Annotated in this window: 21 protein-coding genes; 14 read left to right on the forward strand and 7 right to left on the reverse strand. The window is 67.9% G+C overall.

Features of this window, described 5'->3' with window-relative positions; genetic code table 11:
- Positions 1–10: 10 nt before the first annotated feature.
- Together ABD212_RS10095 and ABD212_RS10100 are read right to left on the reverse strand one after the other, a co-directional pair.
- The gene (locus tag ABD212_RS10095) at positions 11–907 is read right to left on the reverse strand and encodes a universal stress protein (protein WP_344094022.1); all 897 of its coding nucleotides are present in this window, start codon (positions 905–907) and stop codon (positions 11–13) included.
- Entirely contained in the window at positions 904–2,379 is a 1,476-nt protein-coding gene (locus ABD212_RS10100) for an APC family permease (RefSeq protein ID WP_344094024.1), read from the reverse strand. The genes ABD212_RS10095 and ABD212_RS10100 overlap by 4 nt, the downstream gene beginning before the upstream one ends.
- Positions 2,380–2,538: 159 nt before the next feature.
- On the opposite strand from ABD212_RS10100, the gene ABD212_RS10105 reads away from it, so the two are divergent.
- Positions 2,539–4,152, forward strand: a complete 1,614-nt coding sequence (locus ABD212_RS10105; protein ID WP_344094026.1) for a phospholipase D family protein — start codon at positions 2,539–2,541, stop codon at positions 4,150–4,152.
- Positions 4,153–4,163: 11 nt separating this feature from the next.
- On the opposite strand, the gene ABD212_RS10110 is transcribed toward ABD212_RS10105, so the two are convergent.
- On the reverse strand, positions 4,164–4,694 hold the full coding sequence (locus ABD212_RS10110) for a MarR family winged helix-turn-helix transcriptional regulator (RefSeq protein WP_344094028.1): 531 nt from the start codon (positions 4,692–4,694) through the stop codon (positions 4,164–4,166).
- Between the two features lie 124 nt (positions 4,695–4,818).
- The gene (locus ABD212_RS10115; RefSeq protein WP_344094030.1) at positions 4,819–6,306 is read right to left on the reverse strand and encodes an aldehyde dehydrogenase family protein; all 1,488 of its coding nucleotides are present in this window, start codon (positions 6,304–6,306) and stop codon (positions 4,819–4,821) included.
- Positions 6,307–6,525: 219 nt separating this feature from the next.
- On the opposite strand from ABD212_RS10115, the gene ABD212_RS10120 reads away from it, so the two are divergent.
- The 10 genes from ABD212_RS10120 (at position 6,526) to ABD212_RS10165 (ending at position 17,053) form a co-directional block, all read left to right on the forward strand.
- Positions 6,526–7,404 (forward strand): transketolase, encoded by an 879-nt coding sequence (locus ABD212_RS10120; RefSeq protein WP_344094032.1) that lies wholly within the window; start codon positions 6,526–6,528, stop codon positions 7,402–7,404.
- The gene (locus tag ABD212_RS10125; protein ID WP_344094033.1) at positions 7,404–8,372 is read left to right on the forward strand and encodes a transketolase family protein; all 969 of its coding nucleotides are present in this window, start codon (positions 7,404–7,406) and stop codon (positions 8,370–8,372) included. The genes ABD212_RS10120 and ABD212_RS10125 overlap by 1 nt, the downstream gene beginning before the upstream one ends.
- Positions 8,373–8,425: 53 nt before the next feature.
- Positions 8,426–9,493, forward strand: a complete 1,068-nt coding sequence (locus ABD212_RS10130; RefSeq protein ID WP_344094035.1) for a zinc-dependent alcohol dehydrogenase — start codon at positions 8,426–8,428, stop codon at positions 9,491–9,493.
- Positions 9,490–11,031, forward strand: coding sequence for a sugar ABC transporter ATP-binding protein (locus ABD212_RS10135; RefSeq protein WP_344094037.1), 1,542 nt, complete (start codon positions 9,490–9,492; stop codon positions 11,029–11,031). The genes ABD212_RS10130 and ABD212_RS10135 overlap by 4 nt, the downstream gene beginning before the upstream one ends.
- Positions 11,015–12,010 carry an ABC transporter permease gene (locus ABD212_RS10140; RefSeq protein ID WP_344094039.1) on the forward strand — a complete coding sequence of 332 codons (996 nt, stop codon included), beginning with the start codon at positions 11,015–11,017 and terminating at the stop codon, positions 12,008–12,010. Before ABD212_RS10135 ends, ABD212_RS10140 begins: the two co-directional genes overlap by 17 nt.
- Positions 12,011–12,090: 80 nt before the next feature.
- Positions 12,091–13,089 carry a sugar ABC transporter substrate-binding protein gene (locus tag ABD212_RS10145; protein ID WP_344094041.1) on the forward strand — a complete coding sequence of 333 codons (999 nt, stop codon included), beginning with the start codon at positions 12,091–12,093 and terminating at the stop codon, positions 13,087–13,089.
- An 84-nt stretch (positions 13,090–13,173) separates the two neighbouring features.
- A complete protein-coding gene (locus ABD212_RS10150; RefSeq protein WP_344094043.1) occupies positions 13,174–13,956 on the forward strand; it encodes an SDR family NAD(P)-dependent oxidoreductase in 783 nt (260 codons plus the stop codon).
- A gap of 12 nt (positions 13,957–13,968) precedes the next feature.
- Positions 13,969–14,895, forward strand: coding sequence for a sugar phosphate isomerase/epimerase family protein (locus tag ABD212_RS10155; protein ID WP_344094045.1), 927 nt, complete (start codon positions 13,969–13,971; stop codon positions 14,893–14,895).
- A 73-nt stretch (positions 14,896–14,968) separates the two neighbouring features.
- Positions 14,969–16,456: an aldehyde dehydrogenase family protein gene (locus ABD212_RS10160; protein ID WP_344094047.1), complete on the forward strand. Its 1,488-nt coding sequence runs from the start codon at positions 14,969–14,971 to the stop codon at positions 16,454–16,456.
- 51 nt (positions 16,457–16,507) lie between these two features.
- Positions 16,508–17,053 carry an HtaA domain-containing protein gene (locus ABD212_RS10165; protein WP_344094049.1) on the forward strand — a complete coding sequence of 182 codons (546 nt, stop codon included), beginning with the start codon at positions 16,508–16,510 and terminating at the stop codon, positions 17,051–17,053.
- Here the strand turns inward: ABD212_RS10165 and ABD212_RS10170 are convergent.
- Complete coding sequence (locus ABD212_RS10170) at positions 16,954–17,562, reverse strand: MarR family winged helix-turn-helix transcriptional regulator (protein ID WP_344094051.1); 609 nt, start codon at positions 17,560–17,562, stop codon at positions 16,954–16,956. The two genes, ABD212_RS10165 and ABD212_RS10170, sit on opposite strands and share 100 nt — an antisense overlap.
- Before the next feature lie 144 nt (positions 17,563–17,706).
- Here ABD212_RS10170 and ABD212_RS10175 point away from each other — a divergent pair, with 144 nt between their 5' ends.
- The 3 genes from ABD212_RS10175 to ABD212_RS10185 all read left to right on the forward strand — a co-directional run bounded on the left by ABD212_RS10175 (position 17,707) and on the right by ABD212_RS10185 (position 21,730).
- Entirely contained in the window at positions 17,707–18,897 is a 1,191-nt protein-coding gene (locus ABD212_RS10175) for a cytochrome P450 (RefSeq protein ID WP_344094053.1), read from the forward strand.
- Between the two features lie 86 nt (positions 18,898–18,983).
- Positions 18,984–20,789, forward strand: a complete 1,806-nt coding sequence (locus ABD212_RS10180) for a dihydroxyacetone kinase family protein (protein WP_344094056.1) — start codon at positions 18,984–18,986, stop codon at positions 20,787–20,789.
- Positions 20,789–21,730, forward strand: a complete 942-nt coding sequence (locus ABD212_RS10185; protein WP_344094058.1) for a PDR/VanB family oxidoreductase — start codon at positions 20,789–20,791, stop codon at positions 21,728–21,730. Before ABD212_RS10180 ends, ABD212_RS10185 begins: the two co-directional genes overlap by 1 nt.
- On the opposite strand, the gene ABD212_RS10190 is transcribed toward ABD212_RS10185, so the two are convergent.
- Both ABD212_RS10190 and ABD212_RS10195 read right to left on the reverse strand, forming a co-directional pair.
- Positions 21,714–23,168: a glycoside hydrolase family 1 protein gene (locus tag ABD212_RS10190; RefSeq protein ID WP_344094061.1), complete on the reverse strand. Its 1,455-nt coding sequence runs from the start codon at positions 23,166–23,168 to the stop codon at positions 21,714–21,716. The genes ABD212_RS10185 and ABD212_RS10190 overlap by 17 nt on opposite strands.
- Entirely contained in the window at positions 23,152–24,006 is an 855-nt protein-coding gene (locus ABD212_RS10195; RefSeq protein WP_344094063.1) for a hypothetical protein, read from the reverse strand. The genes ABD212_RS10190 and ABD212_RS10195 overlap by 17 nt, the downstream gene beginning before the upstream one ends.
- Positions 24,007–24,045 lie beyond the last annotated feature (39 nt).

Here is a 24,045-nt window from a genome sequence, read left to right on the forward strand (position 1 = left end):
GCCGCCGCGCTCATCCGATCGCGGTACCCGGAACGATCACGACCGGCACCGGCGCGTGGCGGATGATCTTCGACGCACTCGACCCGAGGAAGACCTGCGCCAGCCGGTGCGTCGACGACGACCCCAGGACCAGCACGTCGCCGTCGGTCCAGTCCACCCCGGCGACGGCGGCGCTCCAGTCCGCGCCCTCGGCTATGTGCAGGCGAACGCTGTCGCCGGTGATCCCCATCGAGTTCAGGTACGCCTGCGCTTCAGCCTGGGCGGAGGCGGCCTGCACCGACCACAGGTCGATGACCTGGGTCTCCGCATGGGTGACCGCACTCGTGACCGGGCGCCGCGAAGGGCGCACCAGAAAGGTGACGACGCGCAGTCGCGCTGAGGCACGCCTGCTGATCTCGGCCACCCGCGTGAGGAGCGACCAACTCGCATCGTCGTCCCGGAAGCCGACGGTGATCCTCGTCACCCCGCTCGAGGTGCGGTATCCCCGTGGCGCGATGGCCACCGGCACAGTCGACGAATGGACCAGTCGGTCCGTCTTCGACGTCAGGCGGATGCGCCCTGGTTCGGCCTCGTCTCCCGATCCGACGACGAGGATCCAGGCATCCCTTTCGGCTGCCTGTTCCAGGAGCGTCTGCGGCACCGATCTGCCGGCGACCCAGACCGCAGACCCGTCGACGGTGGGATGCTGCGCGAGATCCGCGGCCGCGAGCGCCGCGCTGTCCTCGCCCTCGCCGGCGGCCCACAGCTCGTACTCTCGATCGGTGCCTGCTGCAACCGGCGTTCCCCACCCGCGCGGGACGACCGACACGGCGACCACCGGTTCGGGAAGGGAGACTGCCAGCTGGCAGGCGAGCTCGACGGCGCTGCGATCGTGCTTGTGCGGGCCGTAGCCGACGACGTACGTCATACCTCGGCCTCGGGGTGGATCGGCTCCGAGATCTCTTCCTCGGAGGTGTAGTTGCTGAGCGTGGCGTGTCGGCGCCCGTAGAGCAGATAGAAGACGAAGACGATGACCAGCCAGGTGACGCAGATGATCCAGGTGATCGGCCGGAGGCTCGTGAGCACGTAGACGCAGACGATGACCGTGAGGATCGGCACCACCGGGTACAGCGGAACCTTGAACGGGCGCTCCAGATCAGGACGCCGGCGCCGCAGCACCATCAGCGAGATCGCGACGACGCTGAACGCGACCAGCGTTCCGAATGAGACGCTGTCCCATAGGTAGTCGGAGGGGACGAACCCCGCGACGATGGATACCAGGATCGATACGACCACGGTGTTGAAGACGGGCGTGCCGTGCTTGGCGCTGACCGCGAGGAACCTCTTCGAGACCATGCCGTCGCGCGAGATCGAGAACAGGATGCGGGTCTGGCCGTACAGCGTCACGAGGGTGACCGAGAAGACCGAGACGACTGCGCCGGCGGCGAGGATCGTCGCCCAGATCGGGGTGCCGGTCACGTTCTCCATGATCTTGGCCAGCCCGGCCTCGCCCGCTTCGGGGGTGGCGAACCACTCCACGGGCTCTGCAGCGAGCCCCGCGATGCACACCAGGACATAGAAGACGGTGACGATGAGCAGAGCCCCGATGATCGCGCGGGGGATCGCCTTCTGCGGATTCCGCACCTCTTCGCTGGCCGTCGCGACGGCATCCAGTCCGATGAACGAGAAGAAGATCGTGCCGGCCGCCCCGCTGATCCCGGCGGCCTGGGCGAAGAAGTTCGAGAAGTGGTCGGCGTTGAACGCGGAGAACCCGATGATGATGAACATCGTCAGCACGCCGAGCTTGATGCACACCATGACCGCGTTGATCGTCGCGGACTCGGAGGCGCCCCGGATGAGGAGCAGCATGCACAGGATCACCAGCACGATCGCGGGCAGGTTCACGATGCCGCCGGTCGCCGCGCCGTCGTTCCCCGGCACGAAGGAGGTGGACAGCTCGGTCGGCAGCTGCCAGCCGAAGAGCTGGTGCAGCAGTTCGTTGAAGTACCCGCTCCACCCGACGGCGACCGCGGAGACGGCCACACCGTACTCGAGCAGCACGCAGCCGCCGACGAGGACCGCCGCGCCCTCGCCGAGCGCGTGATACGTGAACGAGTAGCTCGAGCCGCTGACCGGGATGGATGCCGAGAGCTCTGCGTAACAGACCGCCGCCAGCCCGGCGGCGACGGCTGCCAGGAGGAACGAGAAGATGACGGCCGGACCCGCCACCGGGATCGCCTCGCTCAGCACGAAGAAGATGCCGGTGCCGATCGTGGCGCCGACCCCGAACATCATGAGCTGGAAGGTGCCCAGATTGCGCTTGAGCTCCTCGCCCGGGTGATGCCGGTGCTGGAAGATGATGGGCTTGCGACGAAGCAGCTGCTTTCCGAGGTCGGGCATGTCAGACTCCAGACGGTCGGCCCCGCTCCACCGCAACGGGGGTTGCCCAAGTCTGGTGCGCACCTCCGCCGCAGGGCAAGCGCGTGCCCCGACTCGGCATGAGCCGCCACGGCCGCCGAACCCGTTCGGCGGGCGCGCTGGTGACGTAAAGTTCGTGGCGTGGACAGTGATGCCGCCGAGTGGTTCCTGGGCGGTGCCGAGCGGGGAAACCCAGCCACTGACGTGCAAGCTGGGCGGGCCGGGCTGCCGTCCTGGTCAGAGGGCAATCTTGTGCACCCCCTCGTGCACGGAGCCACGTACTTCGCCCGGCTGCACGAGGAGCTGACGGCGCTGCGACCGGGGGACCGGGTGTGGTTCACGGATTGGCGCGGTGATGCCGATGAGCGGCTGCTGCCGGAGGGTCCGTCGATCGGCGACGTGCTCGTGCGACTTGCCCGGGCCGGAGTCGAGGTGCGCGGGCTGATGTGGCGGTCCCATGGCGAACGTGTATCGGCGCCGATGAGCGGTCGATCGAATGCGCTCCTGGGGCGTCTGGTGAACGACGCGGGGGGAGAGGTCCTGCTGGATCAGCGGGTACGTCTCTTCGGGTGCCACCATCAGAAGTTCTTCGTCATCCGGCATAGCGAGGACCCGTCACGGGACGTCGCCTTCGTCGGTGGGATCGACCTCTGCCACAGTCGACGTGACGACGCCGGCCACTCCGGCGACCCGCAGGCGCTGGACATGGATTCCCGGTACGGGAAGCGACCGCCGTGGCACGATGCCGCGCTGGAGTTGCGCGGCCCGGTGGTCGCAGACCTCTTGGCGGTCTTCGCCGAACGGTGGAATGACCCGCATCCCCTGGACCACCACACTCCGTACCGGATGCTGCTGCAACGAGTCGCCGCGATGCCCCGGCATCCCAAGCCGCTCCCCGAGGCCGCCCCGCCACCTCCGCCAGCCGGCCCGCACGCGGTGCAGCTGCTGCGAACCTACGGCCCCAAACGGCCCCCCTTCCCCTTCGCGCCTGCGGGGGAGCGCAGCATTGCGCGCGCGTATGCGAAAGCGTTCGCTCTCGCTCGCTCATCGATCTATATCGAGGACCAGTACTTCTGGTCGACCGAGGTCGCCGGCGGCATCGCCAAGGCCCTCATCGACCACCCGAGGCTGCAGGTGATCGTGGTCGTGCCCCGCTACCCGGACTCGGACGGTCCGCTCGCGGGACCCCCGAGCCGTCTCGGCCAGCTCCGCGCGATCACGATGCTGCGCCGCGCAGCATCCGACAGGTTCGACGTGTTCGACCTCGAGAACGAGTCCGGCACGCCCATCTACACCCACGCGAAGATCTGCATCGTCGACGACACCTGGATGACGTGCGGGTCGGACAACTTCAATCGGCGCTCCTGGACCACCGACAGCGAACTCACCTGTGCCATCGTCGATCGCACCCAGGCCGACCCGGACACGCGCGGCCCGGGCATCCATGACCAATCGCTTGGCGGGATAGCACGTGATCTGCGTATGCAGCTCTGGGCCGAGCACCTGGGCGTCGATCGGGACGATCCTCGGCTGCTCGATCCCGACAGCGGACTGACCCTGTGGAGATCCAGGGCCGGCGCTCTCGATGATTGGCACCGAAGCGGAAGCCGCTCCCCCCGACCCATCGGACAGGTACGGCATCACGTCATCGAGCCCGTGTCCCGGCTGCAGCGCCTGTGGGCGACGCCCGTCAACCGGCTCGTCATGGACCCGGACGCCCGTCCCCGCCGGCTGCGAGGCACCTCGCAGTTCTAGCGGCTTCGCCGTCACTCGTCGCGCGACGCGTCCGGGGCGTTCGAGAGCCGCGGCGTCCGCTGCAGCAGTCGCCTGAGCAGCTCGTTCAGCTGGGTCACTTCATCGCTGGTGAGGCCGGAGAGGACGATCTCCTGGCCCTGCAACGAGATGGGCTTCATCTGGTCGTGCATGTCGGCGCCGGCTCGCGTGAGATACAGATGCCGCGACCCCCGGGCGCCGTCGGCCGGGACGATGAGTCCGCGAGCGATCAGCGTGTTGACGCTCTTCGAGACGACGGCCTTGTTCATGGCGACGAACTCGGAGATCTGCATGGATGTCGCGCCCGGCCGGATGGACAGGGCCGAGAGAACCCGCCAATCGTTGGTACCCAGATTGAAGGAGCGCCGCAGGAGTCGCGACTCGCGCCAGACCAGTGCGTTCGAGATCAGGTGCAGCAGCCGCGGGGTGAACTCGTCGCTGTCGATGACGTCGGCAAGAGGCTCCGTGATGATCTCTGCCGATCTGACGAACGGCGCCGACCCCGTGCCCCAGTCGCCGGGCATGCGCACTCCGTTCCAGCGGCCGATCACGCCGTCATCCGTGAGGCGAGTCTATCCATCGCTGCCGGCTGTGCCGTGGTCGACAGGAGCCGCATCTCGTGTCGCGCCTGCCGACCACGGTCGCTCATCAGTGCGCCTGCGCTGCGAGGGCGGCTGCGTCGATGTGGGCGATCGAGCGTGTGTCCTGGAAGGCGCGGATGCCTTCGATGCCCTGCTCGCGTCCGAATCCGGACTGCTTCATGCCGCCGAATGGCGCGCGCAGGTCCAAGCGGGCTGCGCCGTGGTCGTTGACCCAGACGTAGCCGCACACGAGCTGCCTGCCGACGCGGTTCGCGGCGTCCACATCCGCCGTCCACACCGAGCCGCACAGGCCGCCCCAGGTGTCGTTCGCGGCGGCGATCGCCTCGTCCTCGGTGTCGAACGGGATGATCGGGATGACCGGACCGAACTGCTCCTGCGTGACGACGCGCAGCGACGGGTCGGGGTCGATGACGATCGCCGGACGCAGGAAGTTGCCGCCGGCGAGATCGCCGCCGGGGAGTTCGCCGAACTCGCGCACGTCGGCTCCGGCATCCTTCGCCTCTTCGATGATCTCGGCCACGAAGGCCTTCTGCACGGGCGAGTGCAGCGGTCCCATCGTGGTGGCCTCGTCCATGCCGTAGCCGATCACGGCCTTGCCGAGCCGTTCTGAGAGTCCATCGACCAGCTCGCCCAGGCGGGAGCGGTGGACGTACAGCCGTTTGGCGTTCATGCAGATCTGCCCGGTCGTGTCGAACACCGCGGCGTAGATGCGGTCCAGGTGCGCATCGTCGAGGATGGCGTCCTGGAGGAACAGCGCGGCGTCGTTGCCGCCGAGCTCGAGCGTGACGCGGGTCAGCGACTTGGATGCCATCTCCATGATGCGCTTGCCGCCGTTGACCGAGCCGGTGAAGCAGACCTTCGCGATGTCGTCGCTGGAGATCAGGGCCGCCATGTTCTCGTCCTTGCCGGTGACGACATTCAGGACGCCCGGCGGCAGCTTCTCCGCGATCCGCTGTACGATCCGGGCGGTCGCCAGCGGCGCCGAGGGCGGCGGCTTGACGATCGCCGTGTTGCCCGCCAGCAGCGCGTGGGGGAGCGACGCACCGAGGATCGCGACCGGCCAGTTGAAGGGCACGATCACGGTCACCACGCCGAGCGACTGATACGACACCGTCGTCTCGACGGGGATGCCGGGCGCCACCGGCAGGGTCTTGCCGGTGTCGACCTCGTCGGCGAGCATCAGCGCCAGATTCCAGCGGATCTCGAACACGAGCGCGTCGATCCAGGCTTCGAGTCGGATCTTGCCGTTCTCCTGCGACAGGATCGCGGCATCCTCATCGCGCTGATCGGCGAGCCCTTCGATGGCGCTGCGCATCTTCTCGGCGCGCTCGGACGCGGACAGGGCCGACCATGCCGGGTAAGCCGCCCTGGCCGCGTGGATCGCGTCATCCACATCCTGGCGTGAGGCGGCGGCCGCACGGCCGACGATCGTCCCCGGCCTGCCCGGGTCGACGATCGCCAAAGTGTCGGCGGCGTCGCGCGCCGCGCCCCCTATGAACAAGCCGGTACGCACTGTCTCCAAAATTTCGGACATGACGGTCGAACACCTCTCTGTGCCTTGCGAATCACGAAGATGAGCGTCTTCTCACCTATAAACAAGTTTATGTGCATTCCTGTTTACTTGTAAAGTAGATCGTGCTACCGTCCGAATTGTCGACGTCTGAACGGACGGAGACCACGAACGGAAGGTCGACGGCCGCCCCGGATCCGGAGTCGGGTCGTCGACGCGTGTCATTCAATGAGGAGGCATGTCATGGGCCGAGAGAGCCTGCAGCCGGGTGTCGTCCCGCGCTCCGTGAAGGAGCTGGAGGACCTGGCGTTCGAGCTGAGGTCGAAGCTGCTGCACCTGTGCGGCACGTATGAGGGAGCCGTGCACATCGGCGGCGACCTCTCCGCAGCGGACATCTTCACCGCGCTGTTCGAATACGGTCTGCACGTCGACCCGACCGATCTCCGCAATCCGGAGCGCGACCGCTTCGTGCTGAGCAAGGGCCATGCGGCGGTCTGCATGTACATCGCGATGTCCATTCGCGGCTTCTTCTCGTACGAGGGCATCGTCGACACCTACGGCCAGCTCGACAGCGCGTACGGCATGCACCCCTGCAAGGTGCAGCTGCCCGGCGTCGAGTGTTCCACCGGCTCACTCGGACACGGCCTGCCGCTCGCCGTCGGGATGGCGCTCAGCGCCAGAGGCCGTGGCGAATCGCATCGCATCGTCTGCCTTCTGGGCGACGGAGAGACCGGCGAGGGATCGGTGTGGGAGGCGGCCATGGCCGCGCGCAGCAATGAGCTCGGCAACCTGGTCGCCTTCGTGGACCGCAATCGACAGCTCATGACGAGCTTCGCCGAGGAGCGCGTCGTGTTCGAGCCGTACCCCGACAAATGGGCGGCGTTCGGCTGGAACGTCATCCATGTCGACGGGCACGACATGGGCCAGTTGGTCGAGGCGATCGACGCGCTGCCGGCGACCGACAGCGATCGACCCACCGTCGTCATCTGCGAAACCGTCAAGGGCAAGGGCGTGGACTTCATGGAGCACAACCTCGCCTGGCATGCCGGTTCGCTCGGCGCCGCCGACCTCGAGCGCGCGATGGCCTCCCTGCAGGCATCCCGCGAGAAGGAGTCCGTCTGATGCCCATCACCTTCACCTTCGGAGAGATGCTCTCCGCGCGATCCGTCATCGGAACGACGCTCGCCGAACTCGGCGACGACTATCCGAACCTCTGGGTGCTCACGCCCGACATCGGGGCGACCCTCGTCGAGTTCCGTGACAAGTTCCCGGAGCGCTTCCTCGACGTGGGGCTCGCCGAGCAGGTGTGCGTCGGCATCGCGGCGGGTCTGGCGTATGACGGCAATATTCCGGTCGTCTCGGGGATGCTGCCCTTCCTCAGCATGCGGGCCCTCGAACAGGTGCGCTCGGACGTCTGCTACCCGAACCTGCCCGTGAAGATCATCGGAACGCACGGCGGACTCGTCGGCAACGGCGGATCGACCCACTACGCGGTCGAGGACCTCGCCCTGATGTGCGCGCTGACGAACATGACGGTCACCTCGATCGGTGACCCGGCCATGGTCGGCGAGATCCTCCGGCAGTCGATGACGATGCACGGCCCCATCTACATCCGCCTGGCTGTCGGCAAGTCGGACAAGGTGCTGTACGAGCCGGGCGAGCACGACATCCGGATCGGCAAGGGGATCATCGCGCGCCAGGGCACGGATGCCACCATCTTCACGCACGGCACGGTGGTCGCACAGGCCCTCGACGCCGCCGACGAACTCGCCAAGGACGGACGTTCGGTGCGCGTGGTCGACATGTTCACGCTGAAGCCGATCGACGAGGAACTCATCGCGCAGTGCGCGGCCGAGACGGGTGGGCGCTTCGTGATCCTCGAAGATCATCTCGCCTACGGCGGCCTGGCCTCGCGGGTGGCGGACGTCGTCGCCGACCGCGGCATCCATCTGAATGCGTTCGAACGCCTCGGCATCCCACAGGTCTACGCCGGCTTCGGAGGCGACGAGGAACTGCGCGACAAGCACGGCTACGGCCTGGCGGCGACCATCGCCGCCACCCGCAGGGTGATCGCCGCCGGCGACGACTGACCTCGACCCCCGCGTCCAGCCACCCGACCGATATCCACTCAACGGAGAGTCCCATGAGAACCGTCGCCGTCACCAAGATCGGCAGCCTGCGCGATCCCGACGAACAGACACGCGGTCGCATCGGCGTGGTCGATTTCCCCGACCAGCCGCTGGGCCCCGAGGACGTCCGCATCCGCGTCGCCTATGCGGCGATCTGCGGCTCCGACCCGCACCTGGCGGAGGGGTTCTTCGGCACCGACGTGCCGATCGGGCTCGGCCACGAGATCTCCGGGGTCATCGAGGCGCTCGGCGATGCCGCGCACCGCAACGGGCTGAAAGTCGGCGACCGCGTGGCGGGCAACTTCCTGCGGTTCTGCGGCACCTGCCGGCCATGCCAGGAGGGCAAGCAGCAGTTCTGCGAGAACATCCAGGACTACAACCGCCCAGGAATGGCCGAGACGGTGACATGGCACGAGTCGCAGGTGTACCGCCTGCCCGATGAGGTGACCCTGCTGAAGGGATGCCTGCTCGAGCCGACCTCCGTGGCCGTGCGAATCGCCGACAAGACCGGCATCAAGGTCGGCGACCGTGTCGTGATCTGCGGCGGCGGTCCGATCGGCCACCTCGCTCTGCAGGTGATGAAGCGCTATGGCGCGACCTCGCTGACGATGATCGAGCCCATCGCGGAGCGTCGCGAGATGGCGCTGCGCCACGGCGCCGAGTTCGTGGTGGATCCGATAGCCGAGAACCAGTACGAGCGTGCCGACCAGATCACAGGCGGCCGCGGGTACGACGTGGTGATCGATGCATCCGGTTCATCCCGCGCGGTCAAGGGCCTGCTCGACATCGCCGCCAAGGGCGCCACGGTCGTCTACGGCGCCATGTACCCGGCGGACTTCGAGATGCCGCTGAACCTCTCGGACTACCTCTATCTCAAAGAGCTGACGATCACCGGCGTCTTCGTCTCGCCCTACGCGTTCCCGCGGGCCCTGCAGATCCTGCCTCACCTGGAGCTCGGCGAGATGACCGAGGCGGTCTTCCCGCTCGAGCAGGCGACCGAGGCATTCGCCGTCCACGTCAGCGGCGCATACCCGAAGGTCATCATCCGCTGCAACGACATCGACGAGGAGGACGAGCGATGAGCACGACCACCGAGCCGGATGCCATCGTCACCTCGTTGGCGCTCGAGGCGCGCGACATCCTCAAGCACTTCGATGGTGTGCACGCCTTGAGCGGTGCACGCCTCGACGTTCGCGGTGGCGAGATCCACGCCTTGCTCGGCGAGAACGGCGCGGGCAAGTCCACCCTGATCAAGGTCCTCACGGGCGTCTACTCGCCTGATGGCGGAACGCTGTGGCGCGATGGCGAAGAGGTCGAGTTCCACAACGTGCGCGTTGCCAACCGTGCCGGCGTCAGCGCGCTGTACCAGGAGCTGTCGATCATCCCGACGATCAGCGTCGCCGAGAACATCCTGCTCGGTGAACAGATGCCCAACCGGGGTGGTCTCGTGCAGTGGCGAGCGCTGCGCCGTCGCGCCCGGGAGCAGCTGGACCGCCTCAATCAGAAGATCCCGCTGGGCAGACTCGCCGGCGAGCTGTCGCCGGTGCAGCAGACGATGGTCGCCTTCGCGCGAGCGCTCGCCACCGACGCTCGCGTGCTGATCCTCGACGAGCCGACCGCATCGCTGACCGACACGGAGATCACGGAGCTGTTCGCGGTGCTGCGGAGCCTCCGCGATGAGGGCGTCGCGATCCTGTACGTGTCACACCGGCTCGAGGAGGTGTTCGAGCTCTGCGATCGCCTGACGGTCATGCGAAACGGCGAAACCATCGTCACGAAGGATGTCGCCGACTCGAACATCGACGAGGTCATCTCGAACATGGTCGGGCGGCCAGGCGGCGAGCTCTACCCGGACCGCGACACAGCGACGACCGACGTGGCCATCACGGTGGACGCACTCGACGGTCGGCGAGTCAAGGACGTCTCGTTCACGGCCTACAAGGGCGAGGTCCTCGGAATCGGAGGCCTCGCCGGCTCCGGCCGCAGCGAGCTGATGCGAATACTGTCCGGAGCCCAGAAGCACAGAGCCGGGACCATCACGGTCGGCGAGACGCGACTGCCGCATTCCCCAGGCGTGGGCCGGGCATTGGATGCCGGGATCGCCCTCGTTCCGGAGGAACGGCGCGCACAGGGCGTGATCCTCGGCGGAACGATCCGCGACAACATCGCCCTGGCCAACATCCCGGAGGTCAGCTCCTTCGGAGTTGTCTCCGGCGCGCGCATCTCCGACATCGTGAGCAAGGGCATGTCCGATCTGCAGATCAAGGCGCGCAGTTCACGGCAGTTCGTCGGAGAGCTGTCCGGCGGCAACCAGCAGAAGGTCGTCCTGGCCAAGATGCTCGCCCGCAGGCCCAAGGTGCTGCTGATGGACGAACCGACCCGCGGCATCGACGTCGGCACCAAAGCGGAGATCTACCGTCTGATCCGAGAGCTCGCCGCCGGCGGCACGACGATCATCGCGGTCAGCTCGGAGCTTCCCGAGCTCATCGGGCTCAGCGATCGTGTGCTCATCATGCACGAAGGCCGGATCTTCGGTGAGGTCCCGGCCGCCGGGGCAGACGAAGAGGTTCTGCTCGCGTACTGCTATGGAAAGGCGGAGGCAAATGACAACGACGCGTAACCCAGGGCTGGAGGACGTCACCGACGTCCGAGCCGTCCCTCGACGTTCGGTAGGACAGTCGCTGCTGGCATCCGGCACCGTGCTGGCCCTGGTGCTCCTCATCATCTTCTTCTTCGCGATGCGCCCCGACGTCTTCCTCAGCTTCACCAACGTGCGCAACATCCTGTACCAGGTGGCGATTCTGGCGATCATCGCGGGAGCCCAGACGATCGTCATGGTGGTCGGCGACTTCGACCTGTCGGTGGCGGCCACGGCGGCCCTGGCCGGCTCGGTGGCGGCATCGCTGATGCTCGGCGGCGTCCCCGTCATGGTGGCGATCCTCGCCGGACTGGCCGTCGGACTGCTCATCGGACTGGTGAACGGTGCTCTGGTGGCATATCTGAACCTGTCTGCTTTCGTGGCCACCCTGGCGACGCTGACATCGGTGACCGGGCTCGCCTTCCTCGTGACGGGGGGGACGACGCTGTTCAAGATGCCGGCGGAGTTCGACAACCTCGGGCAGGGTCGGATCCTGCAGATCCCGTTCCCGGTCTTCATCGCCATCGCCATCTCGCTGGTCCTGTGGGCGGTCCTGCGCTTCACCACTCTCGGCCGCCGGTGGTACGCCACGGGCGGGAACGTAGAAGTCTCGCGGCTTTCGGGCGTGAACGTGCGACGCGTTCGACTGCTGGCCTTCACCATCGCGGGTTTGGTCTCCGCGTTCGGCGGCATCCTCCTCGCGGCACGACTGGGCAGCGCGAGTGCCGTGCAGGGATCGGACAATCTGCTTTTCGCGGTCGCGGCGGTCTTCCTCGGAATGACGGTCGCCCGTTCAGGCGCCGCGAACATTCCCGGCACCATGGTCGGCGTCGCGATCATCGGCGTCATGAGCAACGGCCTGAACATCCTGGGCGTCAACTCGTACGTCCAGCAGGTCGTCACCGGTCTGATCATCATCGCCGCGGTGACGCTGTCGTCGCTCAGGACCCGCGAGCGATAGCTCCTCGCCCATACGAACGCCTGGGTGGGTCGCATCCACTCAGACCATCCCGAAACGCAATCACAACAAAGGAGTTACCCATGCGAACCACACTCAGGGCCATCGCGGTGATCGCCGCGGCTGCCGTTCTCGCACTGACCGGATGCTCGAGCGGCGGCGGCGGCAGCGGCGGCAACGCCAGCGGCAGCGGAGACAAGCCGTTCAAGGTGATCGCCTTCACCTCCGGCAACCAGACGCCAGTCGGCGCCTGGTGGGTCAAGGCCGTGCAGGCGAAAGCAAAAGAGCTCGGCTGGGATCTCACCATGGTCCAGGGTGACTTCGACTTCACGAAGATGAACCCCGCCGTCGAGAGTGCCATCGGCCAGGGCGCCAATGCGATCTTCAACGGCTACACAGATGAGGCGTCGATCCAGTCGATCGTGACCGCGGCAAAGGATGCCAGCATCCCCATCTTCGCGATGGATGCCGCCACCGAGCCGACCGACGCGTACGTCTACAACGTCACCACGGACCAGCAGGGCATCGTCGACCAGACGGTCGGAGCGCTCGACAAGGCGCTGGGCGGCCTGCAGGGCAAGACCGTGATGGTCATCGGGCATGACCCGCACGCGGGCATCCGCCTCCGCTCGGCCCTTGCCATGAAGGCGTTCCAAGACGCCGGCGCCACCATCGCCGGAGGCGACATCCAGAAGGTCCAGTCACCCGCCACCGGCCGCACCGAGACCCTCGCGTTCGTCGCCGACTACATCTCCGCGAACCCCGGCAAGCTCGACGCGGTCTGGGCCGGCTGGGACGACGCCGCTCTCGGCGCCGCCCAAGCCATCACCGAAGCAGGCGAGTCCGGCAAGGTGACCGGCGTCGACGCCGTCAGCGAGTCGCTGGCCCAGATCCAGCAAGGCGGTGCGATGCTCGCCACCGTCGAGCAGCCGTGGCCGTCCATCCTCGACAAGGTGACCGCCGCCATGTCCGCCTACCAGAAGGACGGCACCCTGCCCTCCAAGAACTTCGAGGCCGTTGCGACCACCCTGGTCACGAAGGACAACGCGGCCGACATCACCCCGTCGGACAAGCTCCAATAGCTCGATCGCAGCGGGGCGGGCAGGCGTTCGTCCGCCCGTCCCGCTGCTTCCACCTCACCTCACCCCCACAGGAAGTCGGACAACATGCGTTTGGAAGGCAAAGTCGCCCTGATCACGGGCGGCGCCAGCGGAATCGGGCGGGCCACCGTCGAGAAGTTCGTCCGCGAGGGCGCGAAGGTGCTCATCGTCGACATCAGTCTGGGCAGCGCCCAGAGGGCCGTCGCCGAGATCGAAGAGCTCGGGTTCGAGGGCGCCACCGCCGCCACGCAAGCCGACGTGTCGGTGTACAGCGACGTCGAGGCCGCGGTGCAGCGGGCCGTGGAGGTGTTCGGAAAGCTGGACATCATCTTCAACAACGCCGGGATCGCGGGCGGCAAGCCCCTCCTCGAACACGACCCCGAAGTGGACTATGCGCCGATGATCCGCGTCGACCAGGACGGCGTCTACTACGGCATCCTCGCGGCCGGCCGCCAGTTCCGCGCACAGGGCACGGGCGGTGTCATCATCAGCACGTCATCGATCTACGGCGAGCAGGCAGCCGAGCTCGCCTTCTCGTACAGCGCCGCCAAGGCCGCGGTCATCTCGTTCACGCGCTCGGCAGCCTACGAACTCGCCCAGTACGGCATCCGCGCCGTCGCCATCACACCCGGCCGCGTGGCCACCCCGATCATCAACCAGTTCAGCGAAGAGCTGAAGAGCACCTTCGCGTCCGAGCAGCTGCGCAACAAGATGACCGAGCCCGAGGAGATCGCGAACGTCGTGGCGTTCCTCGCCTCCGACGAGTCGAACGTGATCAACGGCACGGTGGTGCACGTCGACGACGGGTACTCCGTCTACAAGCAGCGCCTCGACCTGCCGACCTTCTGAGTGGGGACCCACATGACCGACAGCGGCACCCCTTCAGCTCTCGACCTGGCCTGCCATGTCAACGTATTCGTGGCGGATGCGTCGCCCGGTCCGTTCGGCGACGCTCTCGCAGAGATGGCGGCGGCGGGGTTCTCGCGGGTTGTGCTCCCCCCACTCGATCCGTCGACCGTCGACGCGGCCGCACTGCGGCGCAGCCTCGCGGAGCACGGACTCGCCCCGATCACGATCGCGGGGGGCTTGACGGCCGGGGCGGACGTCGGATCGTCCGACGCCGACGAGAGGATGGCGGGAGCAGCCCGACTGCGCGACGTCGTCGATCTGACCGCCGCGGTCGGCGGCGACCAGATGAACGGCGTGCCGTACGGCGTCTTCGGGCACCCGCGGACGGCGACCCCCTCCGAGGTGTTCGAGCGCGCGGCTCTGGAGGTCGGTGCGGTCGCCGACTACGCGCACGAGCGCGGCATCACGATGACCTTCGAAGTTCTCAACCGCTACGAGACATCCGTGGTGAACACGGCCGCCCGGGCGGTCGAGTTCGTGGCGCTGAGCGGTTCCGAGCACCTGCGGATCCACCTCGACACTTTCCACATGGCGATCGAGGAGACCGACATGGCCGAGGCGATCCGCATCTCGCTGCCCAAGCTCGCCTACCTCGAGCTCGGTCAGTCCGGCCGCGGCCCGCTCAGCACCGGTGTCGTGGACCTCGTCGACGTGGTGACGCGCGCGCTCGATCTCGGCTACGACGGACGCATCGGCATCGAGGCGTTCTCGCGCAGCATCCTGTCGCCAGAAGTGGGCGACATGCTCGCCATCTGGCGCGAACCGTACGACGACGGGGCGGTGCTCGCGGCCGACGCCATGCGGGTCATCCAGAGGGGATGGGCGCAGAGCACGGTAGGTCGCCGCGCCCAGCGCCTGACGCGGAGCAGCGCGATCTGACCACCGCTGCAAGATCCCCGCAGGGGTGACAATCGAACAAGCACGAGCAGGAACCGAACCACAAGGAGCAAGCATGAGCACGGTGACCCAGACATCCGGCGCCCTCATCGACGAGGCAGATTTCGCGGGCCGGATCCACATCGACGGCGAGTGGGTCGTCGGCGGCGGCGAGGAGATCCCGTCCGTCGAGCCCGCGACGGGCGCCACGCTCGCGATGGTCGGGATCGCGGATGCCGCGGACGTCGCACGCGCCGCGGAGGGTGCCTCCCGCGCACAGAAGGAGTGGGCGGCTCTGCCGCATCCCGCTCGCGCGGCCGTGCTGCGCCGAGCAGGACAGCTCTGGGAGGAGCACGCGGAAGAGATCTCCGGCTGGAACATCCGCGAGGTCGGGGCGATCCCGCCGCTGGCCGGCTTCGCGCTGCACGTCACCGCCGCCGAGTGCTACGAGGCGGCGACGCTCCCCTCCGCACCGCTCGGCTCGATCCTGTCCAGTGAGGAGCCGCGACTGTCGCTCGCGCAGCAGATCCCCGTCGGTGTGGTCGGGGTCATCTCGCCCTTCAACGTGCCTCTGATCCTCGGCATCCGCGCCGTCGCGCCTGCCCTCGCCCTCGGCAACGCCGTCCTTCTCAAGCCCGACCCGCGCACGGTCATCACCGGTGGTGTGTCGATGGTCCGCATCTTCGAAGAGGCAGGGCTGCCCGCCGGGCTGCTTCAGCTCGTCCCCGGAGGGGCCGAGGTCGGCGAGGCGATGGTGGCCGATCCTCGCGTGCGGGTGATCGCGTTCACGGGCTCAACCCGCGCAGGCCGCGCCGTAGGCGAGCTCGCGGGCCGCCACCTCACCCGGGCGCACCTCGAACTCGGAGGCAACTCGGCGTACATCGTCCGGGCGGACGCCGACGTCGACAAGGCGGTGAACCTGGCGACCTGGGGATCGTTCCTGCACCAGGGGCAGATCTGCATGACCGTGGGCCGTCACCTCGTGCATGAATCGCTGTTCGACGAGTACGTCGACAAGCTCGCCGCGAAGGCGGACTCGATGCACGTCGGAGACCCCGCGACCGGCCCGGTGCACCTCGGACCCCTCATCGACGAGGTGCAGCGCGATCGCGTGCACACTCTGGTTCAGGATGCCGTGGCCGGGGGCGCCGAACTGCGTGCCGGCGGCACGTACGAGGGTCTCTTCTACCGCCCCACCGTTCTCGCCAACACCCCGAAGGATGCCGCCGCGTATCGGGACGAGGTCTTCGGGCCCGTCGCATCCGTCGTCGCGTTCTCCACGGACGAGGAAGCCGTCGCGCTGGCGTCGGGAACCGACTACGGGCTCGCGCTCGGGATCGTCACGGCCGATGTTTTCGCAGGACTCGAGATGGCGCGCCGCATTCCCACGGGCATCGTCCACATCAACGACCAGACCGTGAACGACGAGGCGAACGCACCGTTCGGCGGCGTCGGCTCGTCCGGCACCGGCTCCCGTCACGGCGGAGCGCAGGCCAACATCGACGCGTTCACCGAGACCCGCTGGATCACGATGCGTCGCGAGCCGGGCGCGTATCCCCTGTGACCATCGGGACCGCGAGGCTTCTCGCCGGGACGCGACGATAGCGTCGCGGCCGTGAGGGGGCTGCCGCCGAATCGGGACGCGGTGCTGGCGTGGGGCATCCGCGCATCGCTGCTGTCCTACATGTCGCGCGACCCCGACTTCGAGATCCGGACCACAGAGGCGGCCACCTTCACACTCGACGACGGTCTGCGGATGCCGGGGCGGGTGGATGCGGCGGGAGTGCTGCGATTCGAGGGCTCGGTCGTGCTGCGTGCGCACCACGGGGCGCTCGTCGTCCCGCTGGTCGGCGTGGAGATCGACGCCGGGGCGCTGACGATCGACGACCCGGCCGACGAGCGCCCACCGACGCCGGCCGGCGGATCGGCCGATCTCGCGCGCGACCGCCCGCAGGCTCGGCTCGGGCTCGTGAACCTCGAACGGACGCCCGATCCCGCGGTCGGGACGATGGTCTTCGCGACACGTCTCGCGGCGGAGGCGGACGCGCTGTTCGGGTACAACTACCTCCCCGACACTGACTTCGACCCGCTGCGGCTCATCTTCGCTCCCGCAGCAGGTCTGTCGTCGGGGGCATCTCCAGCCAGGATCTCGTTCTCGTAGCGCTGCATCGCGTCGGCGGAGTCGAGCATCCGAACCAGCATCCCGTTCAGCTGGACGACCTCGTCGGCCGTCAGGCTCTGATGCAGGATCTCCTGCCGCCTGAGCGCGATCGGCATGACGTCGTCGTGCACCCGTGCGCCGGCCGGCGTCAGATAGAGGTGACGTGAACCTCGCGGCCCGTCGAGTTGAGCGATCAGATCGCGATCGAGCAGGACGTTGACGCTCCTCGACGCGATCGACTTGTTGATGCCGAGGATCACGCACAGCTCACCCGAGGTCGCGCCGGGGTGGTTGCCGAGTGCGCTCACGATCCGCCACTCGTTGGTGCCGATCCCGTGCACGTGGTGGAACACGCGAGAGCCGCCCCACACCAGCACGTTGGAGAGCAGCGCCAGGAGCGCGGGCGTGTAGTCGTCGCGGTCGATGGTGTGGGGGAGCCGCGCGGTGACGAACCCCCGCTGCGCGGCGCGCGCCATCACGTCGCCCGTCGCACGTCTCTCGTCGGTCATGGCCGGCGCCCCTCCCGCCGTGCCGTCGCACGTCGTCCCGTGCAGTCTAGTCGAGGAAGAGGGTCATGATTGTAAATAAACATGATTACATGTAATCTGCAATTGGGCATTCTTCCATGCACGCAGACGAACAACGGAGTCTCCATGAGCGAGCAGGCGATCGCCCTCGACATCGATCCGTTCTCGCGGGACGGGCTGAGTCGTCCACTGGTGGTGGACGCCGCCATCCGAGAGACCGGGCCCGTCGTCCTGATCGAGAAGTACGGCATCTGGTTCACCGGGCGACACGACGTGGTCGAGCAGGTGTTCCGTGACTACGAGACGTTCGAATCCTCGGCAGGAACGGGCATCACCAACACCAAGCGGACCGAGAATTGGCGCAAACCCAGCGTGATCCTCGAGAACGATCCTCCGGGCCACACGAAGTATCGCCGCATCATGACGTCGATCCTCAGTCAGCGCGTCGTGCGCAGGCTGACGGAGGGCTTCCAGCAGCGCGCCGATGAGCTGGTCGACAGCGTGCTCCAGCGATCCGAGTTCAATGCCGCGCGAGAGCTCGCGGAGGCGTTCCCGTTGACGGTGCTTCCGGATGCCCTCGGCCTCCAGCCCGAGGGTCGCGAGCACCTTCTGCCGTATTCGAACCTCAACTTCCAGGCCATGGGCCCGCGCAACGAGCTGTACGACGCGGCCGTGGCAGCCGCCGGCGAAGCGGTCTCATTCGTGAACTGGCAGATGCGCCGCGAGGCGCTCGCGCCCGGCGGTCTGGGGCAGACCATCTACGGCTATGTGGACGAGGGCGAGATCAGTGAGGAAGACGCCGGGATGCTGGTGCGCACCTTCCTCTCCGCCGGCGTGGACACCACGATCTTCGGCATCCAATTCGCCCTCAAGGCACTCGCGGAATACCCGGATGCGTGGGCGGCCCTGCACGACGATCCGAGCCTCGCGCGCAGAGTGTTCGAAGAGGCCCTTCGCTGGAACGCCCCGAGCCCCTACATCGGGCGCACGACCTCACGCGCCACCGAGCTCGCCGGCGTCCGCATCCCCGAGGGCGAGAAGGTCATCATGTCGCTCGCCGCCGCGAACCGCGATCCGCGTCGGTGGGCCGATCCCGACACCTTCGATCTCGCTCGCGATCCCAGCGGGCACCTCGCCTTCGGCACGGGCATCCACGGCTGCGTCGGACAGATGATGGCCCGGATGGAAGCCACCTGCCTGCTGTCCGCGCTGGCTCGCCGTGCCGACACGATCGAACTGGTCGGCGAGCCCGTGCCGTTCTACTCGAACTGGCTGCGCGGCTTCGAAGACCTCCCCATGCGGGTCACCGCCCGCTAGAGGCCGGTGCCCCGTCGCGCCGACAATCCACGTCCTTGCTCACCCGGCGCCCACGCCGGCACAGTCCCGGAGGATCCGCCACCGCCATGAAGAAGCTCATCAACGCCCCCGCCGACGTCGTCGAGGACTACATCTCGGGCCTCGTCGCCGCCGCCCCGCATCTTGCGCGCGTCGAGGGACTTCCCATCGTCGTGCGCTCGCCGCGGTCGGCCAAGCGTGACGACCGTGTCGCCCTCGTCTCGGGAGGCGGCTCGGGGCATGAGCCGGCGCACGCGGGCTACGTCGGTGAGGGGATGCTCGATGCCGCCGTGCTCGGTCCGGTGTTCACCTCGCCCCCGGTCGACAGCGTCTACGCAGCCATCATCGCCTCGGCGACGAGTGCGGGAGTGCTGCTGATCGTCAAGAACTACACCGGTGACAGGCTGAACTTCGGCCTGGCGGCCGAGATGGCGAGGGCCGAGGGCATCCGGGTGGAGATGGTGGTGGTCGCCGATGACGCGGCCCTCGGCGACTCATCCAGGGCGGGTCGGCGTGGACTCACGGCGACCGTGCTCGCGCACAAGGTCGCGGGGGCGGCAGCGGAGCGCGGATGGCCGATCGAGCGCATCGTGGCGGTGGTGGAGAGGCTGCTGGCACGCGCCGCAACCATGGGAGTCGCACTCGGGCCCTGCTTCGTCCCCGGTGCGACAGCGCCGAATTTCACCCTCGGCCACGACGAGATCGAATGGGGCCTCGGCATCCATGGCGAAGCCGGCAGCGAGCTGGGCACGCATGTGCCGTCCGGGGAGATCGCCGCTCGGCTCGCCGAGACCGTCATCCTGGACCGCGGGCTCGGCGACGGCGATGACGTCGTCGTCCTCGTCAACTCGCTCGGCGGCACGCCCGACCTCGATCTGAGAATCCTCCATGGCGACATCCTGGAGGCGGTGGCCGCGCGGGGACTCCGCGTTCGCATGACCTGGGCCGGTCCTTTTCTCACGTCGCTCGAGATGCCCGGCGCCTCGCTCACGATCGCGGCGGTGGACGACGAACTGCTGTCGCTGCTCGGCGACGAGGCGTTCGTGGCCGCGTTCCCTCGGTCGACACCGCTGCTCGATCCCGACCGTCCGGTGGTCGTGGCGGCTCCCGGGCGCTTCGAGGTCCAGCGTCCCGATGGCGTCGGCTCGGACGACGTCGCGGCGCTGCACGGCACGCTCGCTGTCGTCGCCGACGTCATCATCGCCGGCGAACCGGTGCTCACCGACCTCGACCGCAGGGTCGGCGACGGCGACCTCGGAACGAATCTCGCACGCGGCGCGAGCGCCGTGCTCGCGGCATCCGACCTCCTTCTCACGCAGCCCGACGCGGCGTGCTACCTCACCGCTGTGTCGGACATCGTCCGGCGCGAGGTCGGCGGAACCTCGGGTGCCCTCTACAGCCTCCTGCTGCTGACGATCGCCGACTGGCTGCAGGACCTTCCCGGCCCTCCCGGGGTGACGGACTGGGCCGCCGCGGTGGCCGCCGGCGTGGCACGCGTACAGCTCGTCGGCGGCGCCGGCCCCGGCGACAGCACCATGGTGGACGCCCTGCACCCGGCCGCGCAGGCACTGGTCCACGGCGATGGCGATGCCGTCGCACGCGCGGGTGAGGCGGCCCGCGCCGCCCGCGCCGGGGCCGAGTCCACCGCCTCGCTCACGCCGAGCCTCGGTCGGAGCAGCTACTTGGGCGACCGTGCGGTCGGGATCCCCGATCCGGGCGCTGTCGCGATCGCACTGCAGTTCGAGGCGCTCGCCGCGGCGCTTGCAGCGGCAGCGTCCGGTTCGGAGCTGGATGCCGGAACCACGGCCGGCGCTGATCGCACCGGACGACACGACCTCACGGTGGGCGTCCGCCGCCGAACCGGGCGGCGCTGATGCTCACCCTTCAGGTCGCCGAGCGGATCGACGAGGCGGATGGCATCGCGGGACTCGTGCTGACCAACCCGCAGGGCCTTCCCCTGCCGGAATGGTCGCCTGGCGCGCACGTCGATGTGCACATCGACCGACCGGGCGAAGCGGCCCTCGTGCGTCAGTACTCGCTGTGCGGGGACCCGGCCGATCGCGGCGCGTACCGCATCGCCGTGCTGCTCGAGCAGGGCGGCGAGGGGGGCAGCCGGTTCATGCACGAGCGGGTGCGTCCGGGGCAGCTCGTGCGCGTCTCCGAACCCAGGAACCTCTTCGGGTTCGAGTCAGTGGACCGGATGGTCTTCGTCGCAGGCGGGATCGGCATCACTCCGATCCTCCCCATGATCGCCGCGGCCGACGCGGCAGGCTCGGACTGGAGGCTGCACTACGCGGGCCGCGAACCGTCCTCGATGGCTTTCGGCGCCGACATCGAGCGCTACGGCGAGCGCGTCCGCGTGTACATCAGCTCAGAGGGTGAGCGGATGGCGCTCCCCGAGATCGTCTCGGATGCGTCCGGCGCCGTGATCTACGCGTGCGGTCCCACCCGGCTCCTCGACGCTCTCGAGGCCGAGGTCGTGGGCCGCAGCTGCACCCTTCACGTGGAGAGGTTCGCGAACGGCAACGTCGTCACAAGTGAAGCCGATCACGCGTTCGACGTCGAGTTGTCGCTCACCGGAGCGACGCTGACGATCCTCCCCGGTGAGTCGATCCTCGACCGCGTCGTCGAGGCGGGTGTCTCAGCGCCGTCGTCGTGCCGCGGGGGAACGTGCGGAACGTGCGAGACATTCGTGGTCGAGGGGGAGCCGGATCATCGGGACGCGGTTCTCAACGCGCGCGAGCGCGAGGAGTCCGAGGTCATGATGATCTGCGTATCGCGGTGCAAAGGCACCAGGCTCATCCTCGAGCTGTGACCGCCCCCGCACCGGGGACGAGATGCCCGGGGCCCGTCGTGTGTGCCTGGGCGATCAGCTCCTGATACCACCAGTAGCTCTTCTTGGGAGTGCGATCCTGCGTGGGGTAGTCGACGAAGACGAGCCCGAAGCGCTGGGAGTAGCCCTCGGCCCATTCGAAGTTGTCGAGGAAGCTCCACAGGAAGTAGCCGCGAAGGTCGACGCCCTGCTCGATGGCCGCAGCCGCGGCGCCGATGTGCCCATCGAGGTACGCCACGCGCGCGTCGTCCACGACGTCGCCGGCCTGGTCTCGATAGTCCAGCGCCGTAGCGCCGTTCTCGCTGATGTAGAGCGGCATGTCCGGCCAGAGCTCGCCGATCTGGACGAGAAGGTCGGTCAGTCCGCGCGGCTCGATCATCCAACCCGATACGGTGTGCGCTGCGCCGGGGGGCTCCACGTCAAGGTAGGGAAGACCCATCGCGAACGGCGACGGCGTGCCCCCCGTGTATCCGGCCAGGCGAGCGTCGTTGAGATCCTCGGGGTCGACGACATAGCGAGGGTGGTACTCGTTGATGCTCAGAAAGTCGGTGGAGCCGGCGATGGTCGCCAGGTCCCCCTCTTCGACGAGGCCCGCCCCGGGTGCCCACTTCTCGCTGAACCGGGGGATGTTGCCCGGGTAGGCACCGGTTCGCAGCGGTTCGAGGTATGACATCACCAGCTGGTCGAAGGCGAGCCGCGCCGCTGCACGGGATGCGTCCGTGTCGGCGCCGGGATAGATGTAGCTCATATTCAGCGCGATGCCGATGTCCGCGTGGGGGATCGCGCGATGGAGGACTGTCGAAGCAGCACCATGGGCGAGGAGGAGGTGGTGGTGCACCCGCGCTGCGATCGAGTGGTCGGCGATCCCCGGGGCGTGCACGCCGATGGCGTTCCCGAGGTAGGTCGCCACCCATGGTTCGTTGATCGTGGTCCACATCTGGACCCGGTTCCCGTAGCGATCGGCCATCAATTCGGCGTACTCCACGAACGCGTCGACGGTGGTTCGGGACGCCCACCCGCCCTCGCTTTGGAGTGCCTGGGGCAGATCCCAGTGATACAGCGTCGGCACCGGCTGGATGCCGCGCGCGATGAGCCCGCCGATCAGACGGTCGTAGAAACGCAGCCCTTCTTCGTTCACGGTGCCGCGCCCAGCGGGCAGAACGCGAGACCAGGAGAAGGAGAATCGATAAACGTCGACGCCGAGTCGCTGCAGCAGGTCGAGATCCTCGTCTAGCCGGTGATAGTGGTCCGTCGCGATGTCACCGGTATCGCCGTGCAGCACGCGACCGGGTTGATGCGAGAAGACGTCCCAGATCGACGGTGCCCGCCCCCCTTCGGCGACGGCGCCCTCGATCTGGTATGCGGCCGTCGACACCCCCCAGAGGAACCCTTCCGGGACGCGGTCACCAAGCTTCGTCATAGACCCGGGCTTCCTTGATCATGCCGTCGGTGCCGAGTTCGTATGCGGCGACGCCGGCCGACGTGCGGTTGACAGGGTGGTTCTCGTGGACGATGTTGAACTCGAGGACGGTGGTGGTGTCGTCGGCGATCACGTTGAGCTTCTCGATGATCGCTCCGGCGTGGTCGGCGCCGTCGTGGCCCGCCTCTTCATCGCCGATGGAGAACATCTGCTGCAGAACTGTGCGCACATTCTCGCGGCCGAGGTAGGTTCCCATGCCGACGCCGTCTCGCAGATCCTGCGACTCACCGTGGCCGATGAACGCGCCGTCTGGCGAGAAGGTGTCAGCCTGCTCGTCGGGATCCCCCTTGCGCAGTGCGCGCTGGTACTCGTCGAGGGTCGCGTTGAACGGCTCGAGGTGGATCGGCTCTTCAGGCAGGATCCTCGTGCGCTGGTGCTGCACTCCTGTCACTCGGGCGAGACGATAGTAGAGCCGGTTGCGGATGAGGCCGCCATCGGGGTGGAACTCGCTGATCACCACGACGTCGAGGTCCTGATCGGCGCCGTTCTTGTCGAGTGTCAGGTGGAACTCCGTTCCCGCGAACCGCCCGTCCGAACCGGTGGTCGTGTGCGTCAACTCCACGGACTTCACCTGCGTGAGGTGCGCCGGTGCCCACTCCCTCACGAGTCGGTCGAGGCCGCCGTCGATCTGCCGTCCCGCGGCGGGGTCGTCGATGTCGGCTGGCCCGGCGAACAGGCCCTTCACGCCGGGGACGTCCCCGGTCACGAGTCCGTTGATGAGCGCGCCCGCTACGTCGGCCTGGCGCGCGGCGAGTTCGGATCGTGGGGTGAAGGTCATGATGATTCCTTTCGATGGTGCACTGGTGCTGGTCGGGGG

The sequence above is a fragment of the Microbacterium deminutum genome (assembly GCF_039530205.1).
GTDB lineage: Bacteria > Actinomycetota > Actinomycetes > Actinomycetales > Microbacteriaceae > Microbacterium > Microbacterium deminutum.